An 8,161-nucleotide genomic window follows, 5' to 3' on the forward strand; every position below is an offset into this window, starting at 1 on the left:
CTACGAGCGCGACCGCGAGCGTCCCGGACCCGTCACCCTGAACATCTGATGCCCACCATCGCACTGCTGCCCGGTGACGGGATCGGCCCCGAGGTCGCCGCCGCGGCGGTCCAGGTCCTCGATGCCGTCGCCGACGACCTCACCTACGACGAGCACCTGGCCGGCGGCGCGGCCATCGATGCCCACGGCACCGCGCTGACCGACGAGGCCCTGGCCGCCTGCCAGGCGTCCGCCGCCGTGCTGCTGGGCGCGCTCGGCGGCCCCAAGTGGGACACCAACGAGTCCGGCGCGGTACGGCCCGAGCAGGGCCTGTTCCGGCTGCGGGCCGAGCTGGGCCTGTACGCCAACCTCCGGCCCTTCCGGCCGCTCCCGGCGCTCTACGACGCGAGCCCGCTCAAGCGCGAGCTGATCGAGGGCGTCGACCTGCTGGTCGTGCGCGAGCTGACCGGCGGGCTCTACTACGGCGAGCGGGGCACGAGCGACGGCCGCGCCTACGACACGATGGTCTACACGGTCGCGGAGATCGAGCGGATCGCCCGCACCGGCTTCCAGGCGGCCAAGAGCCGCGTGACCAGCGTCGACAAGGCCAACGTGCTGGACACGAGCCGGCTGTGGCGCTCGGTGGTCACCCGCATCCACTCCGAGGAGTTCCCCCACATCGAGCTGGAGCACCTGCTGGTGGACGCTGCGGCGATGCGGCTCGTGGCCGCGCCGCGCCACTTCGAGGTGATCGTCACCGAGAACATGTTCGGCGACATCCTGTCCGACGAGGCGTCGATGCTCACCGGCTCGCTCGGCATGCTGCCGTCGGCTTCTCTCGGCGGCGACGGTCCCGGCCTGTTCGAGCCCGTCCACGGGACGGCGCCGGACATCGCCGGCCAGGGGATCGCCAACCCCCTGGCGGCCATCCTCTCCTTCGAGATGGCGCTGCGCTGGTCGCTGGGCCGCGCGGACCTGGCCGACCGGCTGTACGCCGCCGTGGACAGGGCGCTGGCCGAAGGCGCCCGCACCCCCGACATCGGCGGGGCGCTGACCACCGCCCAGATGGGCGACGCCGTCCTGGCGCAGCTCTAGGCCCCGGCATGGCCCACTGGCTGATGAAGTCCGAGCCGGCGAAGTACGCCTTCGCCGACCTGCGGCGCGACGGCAGGACCGTCTGGGACGGGGTGCGCAACAACCAGGCCGCCCTCTACCTGAAGGCGATGAAGGCCGGCGAGGAGTTCCTCTACTACCACTCCAACGACGGCCTGGCCGTGGTGGGGATCGCCAGTATCGTGAAGGAGGCCTTCATCGACCCTACCGACCCGGCCGCCCGCTACGTGGCCGTCGAGGTGGCGCCGGTCCGCGAGCTGAAGACCCCGGTCACCCTGGCGCAGATGAAGGCCGAGCCCCGCCTGGCGGACATGGCCATGTTCCGCCAGTTCCGCCTCTCCGTCTCCCCGGTCACCGACGCCGAGTGGGCGACGATCCTGGGGCTGGCGGGGGAGTGAGGCGGACGAACCCTTCTCCCCTTGCGGGAGAAGGGCCGGCTCCCGACCCGGCGCCGCGAGCTTGCCTTCACCGTCCCATCGGCGTAACGGAACCCTCCCTCAATTTCAGGAGAGCTTCGATGGGTTACCGGGTCGCCGTGGTCGGCGCCACGGGCAACGTGGGCCGCGAAATGCTGAACATCCTCGAGGAAGTGGACTTCCCCGTGGAGAAGATTCACGCGATCGCCAGCCGCAAATCCATCGGCCTGGCGGTCTCGTTCGGCGAGAAGACCATCAAGTGCGAGGACGTCGAGCAATTCGACTTCTCCACCGTCGACCTCGTGCTGATGAGCGTCTCGGGGTCCTTCTCCAGGGAGTGGGCGCCGAAGATCGGCGCCGCCGGCCCCATCGTCATCGACAATTCGTCGGCCTGGCGCATGGACCCCGACGTGCCGCTGATCGTGCCGGAGGTGAACCCGGACGACGTCTCCTTCGCGCACCGCAAGAACATCATCGCCAATCCCAACTGCTCCACCGCCCAGCTGGTGGTGGCGCTGAAGCCGCTGCACGACCGGGCGCGGATCAAGCGGGTGGTGGTCTCGACCTACCAGTCGGTCTCCGGGGCCGGCAAGGAAGGCATGGATGAGCTGTTCGACCAGACGAAGAACGTCTTCGTCCTGGGCGCGACGCCGCCCAGGAAGTTCCCCAAGCAGATCGCGTTCAACGTCATCCCCTTCATCGGGTCGTTCCTCGAGGACGGCTACACCGACGAGGAGGCCAAGATGTGGAACGAGACCCACAAGATGATCGACCCGGACATCAAGCTGACGGTCACCTGCGTGCGCGTGCCGGTGATGGTCGGCCACTCCGAGGCGGTGAACATCGAGTTCCACGAGCCGCTGGACGAGGACGAGGCGCGCGACCTGCTGCGCGAGAGCCCCGGCCTGATCGTCATCGATAAGCGCGAGCCCACCGGCTACATGACGCCCAAGGAAGCCCAGGGCGAATTCCCGGTGTTCGTCAGCCGCATCCGCAACGATCCGACGGTGGAGCACGGCCTGAACCTCTGGGTGGTGGCCGACAACCTGCGGAAAGGCGCCGCCCTCAATGCGGTGCAGATCGCCCAGCTGCTCGACGAGCGCGGCCTGATCCGCTCCAAAGCCCTCGCATGAGCGCCCCGTCGTCGGCGCCTGGCGGGGACCCCCGCCTGGCGCTGACGGCGGGCGTCGCCTGCTACTTCGTCTGGGGCTTCGTGCCGGTGGTCTTCCAGATCCTCGGCGGCCTCGGCGTGCCCCCGGGCGAGATCCTCGCCCACCGCATGGTCTGGGCGCTGCCCGTGGCCTTGGGCCTGGTGCTGGCCGCCCGCCAGGGGCCTCAGGCCGCCGCCGTCTGGCGCAACGCCCGGGTGGTGGGCTGGCTTGCCGTCTCCTCGGCCCTGATCAGCGTCAACTGGCTGGTGTTCATCTGGGCGGTCAACCACGGGCGGATCCTCGACACCAGCCTGGGCTACTACATCAACCCCCTGGTGCTGATGGCGCTGGGCGCCTGGCTGTTCCACGAGCGGCTCGACCGCATCAGCTACCTGGCCATGGCCCTGGCGGCGGCCGGCGTCGCGGCCCAGGCCGTGGCCATCGGCGGCCTGCCGCTGGTCTCCATCACCCTCGCCCTGTCGTTCGCGGGCTACGGCGTGGTGCGCAAGAAGGTGGAGGTGGAGGCCCAGACCGGCCTGCTGGTCGAATGCACCCTGCTGGCGCCGCCGGCCCTGGGCTTCGTCGTCTGGCTGCAATCCACCGGCCAGGCGCATTTCCAGGACAGTCCCGCCACCGCCGGCTGGCTGATGTTCTGCGGCCCGATGACCGCGCTGCCGCTGACCCTGTTCGCCTGGGCCGCCCGGCGCATGCCGCTCTCGGCCATGGCCTTCATGCAGTTCATGACGCCCACCATCACCTTCGCCCTGGGCGTCTGGCAGGGCGAGCCGTTCACCCCGGCCCGGGCGGTCTCCTTCGCGCTGATCTGGACGGGGGCGGCGGTGTTCCTGTTCGGCGCCTGGCGGCGCCCGCGCAGCGTCCGCCTCGCCACTCAGCTCGAGGCGCCGTAGGCCGCGGCGATCAGCCGCTTCGGCCGCGGGTCGCCCACCAGGATGGGGGACTGCCGGTTCATCACATAGGCTCCGCCCAGCCGGCGCCCGGGGTCGGCGAACAGGCAGGCGCCGCCCCAGCCGGAGTGGCCGAAGGTCGCCTGCCCCGGTCCCCAGGGATGCAGCGGCGCGTTGCGCATCACGCCGGCGCCCCAGGCGATCACCGCCGGCAGCACCAGGTCCTGGCCTGCGATCCGCTGCCGGGCCAGCTCTCCGATCATCGCCGGCGACAGGATCTCCAGGCCGTCCAGCGACCCGCCGTCCGCCAGCGCGCCGGCCAGCCGCGCCAGCGCCGGCGCCGTGGCGTGGCCGTTGGCCGAAGGGATCTCCGCCCGCCGCCAGGCCGCCTCGTCGCGCCCGGCCGGCGAGGCCCAGGCGGTCATGAACGCCGCCCGGGTGGCGTCGTTGATCTCGCCGAAGTCGGGCAGGGCGCCGGGCCGCTGCATCTGCGCCACCCGCCCGTGCTCCTCGTCCGGCAGGCCGATCCACAGGTCGAGGCCCAGGGGTCCTGCGATGTCTTCGCGCAGCGCCCGGCCCATGGTCCGCCCGTCCACCCGCCGGAAGATCTCGCCGGCGATGTAGCCGAAGGTGACCGGGTGGTAGCCGCTCGCCGTCCCCGGCGGCCACAGCGGCGCCATGGCCGCCAGCTTGCCGCAGACGGCGTCCCAGTCGAACCACAGCGAAGGCTCCATGGGCTCGGGGAACCCCGCCAGTCCGGCCTGGTGCGACAGCGCCTGTTCCACCGTCACCGCGCCCTTGCCGGCCTGCGCGAACTCCGGCCAGACGTCGGCGACCGGCTGGCGGTAGGAAAGCCTGCCCGCCTGCACCAGCCGCGCGACCAGCACCGCGGCCAGCACCTTGGTCACGGAAAACACCGGAGCCAGGGTCCGCGCGTCGAACGGCCGCGTCCGCGCCCGGTCGGCGTGGCCGGCCCACAGGTCGACCACCACCTCGCCCGCCTCCACAAGGGTGAAGCGCGCGCCCAGCTCCTCGCCTGCGTCGAAGCTGGCGGCGAAGGCCGCCTGCACCGCGGCGTAGGCCGGCGCGGCGAACCCGAAGATCTCGGCCATGCGGCGCTCCCCCCTCGTCAGTCGATAATCTCGATGCGCAGGCCGTGCTTCGGCTGCAGCAGCCGTTCGGCCAGGTCCACCAGCGGCAGGTCGTCTCCCCCCGCCTGGACCGCCTGCACCGCCGCCCCGGTCGCCCGCCGGGCCGCCGCCTGGAACCCCAGGCCCTGCACCAGGCCCGCGGCGAACACCGCCGTCACCAGGTCGCCGGTCCCGTTCGGCGCCTGCGCCTGTCTCGGATGCGCATAGAGCTTCGCCCCGGCGCCGTCCGCCGCCACCACCCCGATCTCGCCTGCGCCCGCCGGAACCGAGGTCGCCAGCACCGGCCGGCCCAGCGTCCGCGCCGCCGCCGCCGCCTGCGCCGGCCCGCCCACCGGGCATCCGGTCAGGTAGGCCAGCTCCCAGGCGTTGGGCGTCAGGGCGTCGGCCCGTGGGACCAGCGCGGCGGCCACCGCCTCGGCCACTTCCGGCCTCACGTAGAGTCCCTTCGGCTCGTCGCCCAGGATCGGGTCGGTCACCACCCGCACGCCCGGAGAGGTCGCCCGCACCTTGCCGATGGCCGCCGCGGCCGCCTCCACCTGCGCCGCGCTGGTGAAATAGCCGGTGATCACCAGGTCGGCGCGAGCGAACAGCCCCTCGGCCTCGATCCCGTCGAGCAGGCCCTGGAACAGCTCCGGCTCCGTCGCGCGGCCCACCGCGCCCTTGGCCGGGTTGCGGCTGAGCAGGATGGTCGGCGCCAGCACCGCCTCCACCCCCAGCGCCGCCAGCGCGACCTGCTGCGCCCCGCCCCCGATCCGGTTGGCGGCCACGAAGCTGGAGAAGATCAGCGCGAGCGGCATGGCGGCACCCTAAGCCTCTCCCCTTCGATGGGGGAGGGCTCGTGCGCCTAGTACCGGTAGTGATCCGGCTTGAACGGCCCGGCCTGCGGCACGCCGATATAGTCGGCCTGGTCCTTGGAGAGCGTGGTCAGCTTCGCCCCCAGCTTGTCCAGGTGCAGCATGGCCACCTTCTCGTCGAGGTGCTTGGGCAGGGTGTAGACCTGCTTCTGATAGGCCTTGCCGTTGGTCCATAGCTCGATCTGGGCCAGGGTCTGGTTGGTGAAGGAGGCGCTCATCACGAAGCTCGGGTGGCCCGTGGCGTTGCCCAGGTTCACCAGCCGGCCTTCGGACAGCACGATGATCTTCTTGCCATCCGGGAACTCCACATGGTGGACCTGGTCCTTGATCTTGTCCCACTTGAAGTTGCGCAGGCCGGCGATCTGGATCTCGGAATCGAAGTGGCCGATGTTGGCGACGATGGCGTTGTTCTTCATCGCCCGCATGTGGTCGACGGTCAGCACGTCCTTGTTGCCGGTGGCGGTGACGAAGATGTCGCCCTTGCCGGCCACGTCCTCCATGGTCTGGACCTCATAGCCCTCCATGGCCGCCTGCAGGGCGCAGATCGGGTCGATCTCGGTGACCACCACCCGGGCCCCGCCGTTGCGCAGGGACGCCGCCGAGCCCTTGCCCACGTCGCCGTAGCCCAGCACCACCGCCACCTTGCCCGACAGCATCACGTCGGTGCCGCGGCGGATGGCGTCCACCAGGCTCTCGCGGCAGCCGTAGAGGTTGTCGAACTTCGACTTGGTCACGCTGTCGTTGACGTTGATGGCGGGGAAGGGCAGGTCGCCGCGCTCGGCCATCTGGTAGAGGCGGTGCACCCCCGTGGTGGTCTCCTCGGAGACGCCCTTGATCGCGTCGCGGATCGCCGAGTAGAAGCCGGGCTTTTCCTTCAGGTAGCGCTTCATCACCAGGTAGAGCGCCTCCTCCTCCTCGTTGTTCGGCTTGTCGAGGAGCGTCGGGTCCTTCTCCGCCTTCGGGCCCAGCACGCACAGCAGGGTGGCGTCGCCGCCGTCGTCGAGGATCAGGTTGGGATAGCCGCGGTCGGCCCATTCGAAGATCCGGTGGGCGTATTCCCAGTACTCCACCAGGTTCTCGCCCTTGATGGCGAACACCGGCGTGCCGCTGGCCGCGATCGCCGCGGCGGCGTGGTCCTGGGTGGAGAAGATGTTGCAGGAGGCCCAGCGCACCTCGGCGCCCAGCGCCTCCAGCGTCTGGATCAGCACCGCCGTCTGGATGGTCATGTGCAGCGAGCCCGCGATCCGCGCGCCCTTCAGCGGCTGGTCCTTGGAGAACTCCGCGCGCACGGCCATCAGGCCGGGCATCTCGGTTTCGGCGATGGCGATTTCCTTGCGGCCGAAGTCGGCGAGCGAGATGTCCTTGACGACGTAGTCGGTCATGACCGGTTCCTGTGGGGAGAGGGGGATCGCCGGCTCTATAGCCGCACGGCGCCGCGCCGGCAACATCATATAAGGAAATCTTTATGTGATTAAAGAGGAGGGCAGGCTGCTCCGGGCGCCCCGGCGGCGCCTTGTCCGCAGGCGCCAAGCCGGTGTAATGCGGCTTTCCCCGGGGGTCCGCCATGAACGTCCATGTCCGCGCCGACGCCGCCCTGCCGCGCCACGACTGGACGCCGGCGGAGGTGGAGGCGCTTTTCGAGCTGCCCTTCGCCGAACTGGTCTTCCGCGCCGCGGAGGTGCACCGCCGCTGGTTCGACCCCGCCGAGGTGCAGCTCTCCCAGTTGCTGTCGGTGAAGACCGGCGGCTGCGCCGAGAACTGCGGCTACTGCAGCCAGTCAGCGTCGTTCAAGACCGGCGTCGCCGCCACCAAGCTGATGGACGCCGAGACGGTGGTCTCCGCCGCCGCCGAGGCCAAGGCCGGCGGGGCGCAGCGCTTCTGCATGGGCGCCGCCTGGCGCGACCTGAAGGACCGCGACCTGCCCAAGGTCGCCGCCATGATCTCCGGCGTGAAGGCCCTGGGCCTGGAGACCTGCGCCACCCTGGGCATGCTCACCGCCGGTCAGGCCCAGGCGCTGAAGGCCGCCGGCCTCGACTATTACAACCACAACCTCGACACCGGCCCGGACTACTATTCCACCGTGGTCACGACCCGCACCTACCAGGACCGGCTGGACACCCTGGCCCATGTGCGCGAGGCGGGGCTTTCCACCTGCTGCGGCGGCATCGTCGGCATGGGCGAGACGCGCCGCGACCGCGCCGGCCTGCTGCATTCCCTGGCCACCCTGCCAGCGCATCCCGACAGCCTGCCGATCAACGACCTGATGCCGGTGCCCGGCACGCCGCTGGCCGGCAGCGACCCGGTGGACGGGCTGGAGTTCGTGCGCACCATCGCCGTGGCTCGGCTGGTCTGCCCCAAGTCGGTGGTCCGCCTCTCCGCCGGCCGCGAGCACATGAGCCGCGAGTTGCAGGCGCTGGCCTTCCTCGCCGGCGCCAACTCGATCTTCATCGGCGCCCAGCTGCTGACCACGTCGAACCCGGACAAGAACACCGACGCCGCCCTGCTGGCCGACCTCGGCATGCGGCCGATGACGATGAACTGAGGCGGTCTTTCCCGTGAATGGGAAGGACGGGGTTAACCCGCGGACCTCGA

Annotated in this window: 8 protein-coding genes; 5 read left to right on the forward strand and 3 right to left on the reverse strand. The window is 70.8% G+C overall.

All coding sequences use genetic code 11. From position 1 onward, the window contains the following. Positions 1-48: 48 nt before the first annotated feature. The 4 genes from leuB to rarD all read left to right on the forward strand — a co-directional run bounded on the left by leuB (position 49) and on the right by rarD (position 3,567). The gene (gene leuB, locus VGL30_RS08510) at positions 49-1,074 is read left to right on the forward strand and encodes a 3-isopropylmalate dehydrogenase (protein ID WP_331538855.1); all 1,026 of its coding nucleotides are present in this window, start codon (positions 49-51) and stop codon (positions 1,072-1,074) included. An 8-nt stretch (positions 1,075-1,082) separates the two neighbouring features. Then, a complete protein-coding gene (locus VGL30_RS08515; protein WP_331538858.1) occupies positions 1,083-1,490 on the forward strand; it encodes an EVE domain-containing protein in 408 nt (135 codons plus the stop codon). A 119-nt stretch (positions 1,491-1,609) separates the two neighbouring features. Next, positions 1,610-2,641 carry an aspartate-semialdehyde dehydrogenase gene (locus VGL30_RS08520; protein WP_331538860.1) on the forward strand — a complete coding sequence of 344 codons (1,032 nt, stop codon included), beginning with the start codon at positions 1,610-1,612 and terminating at the stop codon, positions 2,639-2,641. Next, a complete protein-coding gene (rarD, locus tag VGL30_RS08525; RefSeq protein ID WP_331538862.1) occupies positions 2,638-3,567 on the forward strand; it encodes an EamA family transporter RarD in 930 nt (309 codons plus the stop codon). Before VGL30_RS08520 ends, rarD begins: the two co-directional genes overlap by 4 nt. Here the strand turns inward: rarD and VGL30_RS08530 are convergent. The 3 genes from VGL30_RS08530 to ahcY are packed head-to-tail and all read right to left on the reverse strand — an operon-like array spanning position 3,549 to position 6,951. Then, entirely contained in the window at positions 3,549-4,676 is a 1,128-nt protein-coding gene (locus VGL30_RS08530; RefSeq protein WP_331538864.1) for a serine hydrolase domain-containing protein, read from the reverse strand. The genes rarD and VGL30_RS08530 overlap by 19 nt on opposite strands. 17 nt (positions 4,677-4,693) lie before the next feature. Continuing rightward, entirely contained in the window at positions 4,694-5,512 is an 819-nt protein-coding gene (locus tag VGL30_RS08535) for a PfkB family carbohydrate kinase (protein ID WP_331538866.1), read from the reverse strand. Between the two features lie 47 nt (positions 5,513-5,559). Further along, complete coding sequence (gene ahcY, locus VGL30_RS08540; RefSeq protein WP_331538869.1) at positions 5,560-6,951, reverse strand: adenosylhomocysteinase; 1,392 nt, start codon at positions 6,949-6,951, stop codon at positions 5,560-5,562. 182 nt (positions 6,952-7,133) lie between these two features. Between ahcY and bioB the strand changes: the two genes are divergently transcribed. Further along, complete coding sequence (bioB, locus tag VGL30_RS08545) at positions 7,134-8,111, forward strand: biotin synthase BioB (RefSeq protein WP_331538871.1); 978 nt, start codon at positions 7,134-7,136, stop codon at positions 8,109-8,111. Positions 8,112-8,161: the final 50 nt, after the last annotated feature.

This window comes from Phenylobacterium sp., from assembly GCF_036502675.1.
In the GTDB taxonomy this organism is placed as follows: domain Bacteria; phylum Pseudomonadota; class Alphaproteobacteria; order Caulobacterales; family Caulobacteraceae; genus Phenylobacterium.

Bases quoted from the DNA above. Each gene is read 5' to 3' on its own strand.
- leuB (WP_331538855.1), top strand. From the start codon at position 49: ATGCCCACCATCGCACTGCTGCCCGGTGACGGGATCGGCCCCGAGGTC.
- VGL30_RS08515 (WP_331538858.1), top strand. From the start codon at position 1,083: ATGGCCCACTGGCTGATGAAGTCCGAGCCGGCGAAGTACGCCTTCGCC.
- VGL30_RS08520 (WP_331538860.1), top strand. From the start codon at position 1,610: ATGGGTTACCGGGTCGCCGTGGTCGGCGCCACGGGCAACGTGGGCCGC.
- rarD (WP_331538862.1), top strand. From the start codon at position 2,638: ATGAGCGCCCCGTCGTCGGCGCCTGGCGGGGACCCCCGCCTGGCGCTG.
- VGL30_RS08530 (WP_331538864.1), bottom strand. From the start codon at position 4,676: ATGGCCGAGATCTTCGGGTTCGCCGCGCCGGCCTACGCCGCGGTGCAG.
- VGL30_RS08535 (WP_331538866.1), bottom strand. From the start codon at position 5,512: ATGCCGCTCGCGCTGATCTTCTCCAGCTTCGTGGCCGCCAACCGGATC.
- ahcY (WP_331538869.1), bottom strand. From the start codon at position 6,951: ATGACCGACTACGTCGTCAAGGACATCTCGCTCGCCGACTTCGGCCGC.
- bioB (WP_331538871.1), top strand. From the start codon at position 7,134: ATGAACGTCCATGTCCGCGCCGACGCCGCCCTGCCGCGCCACGACTGG.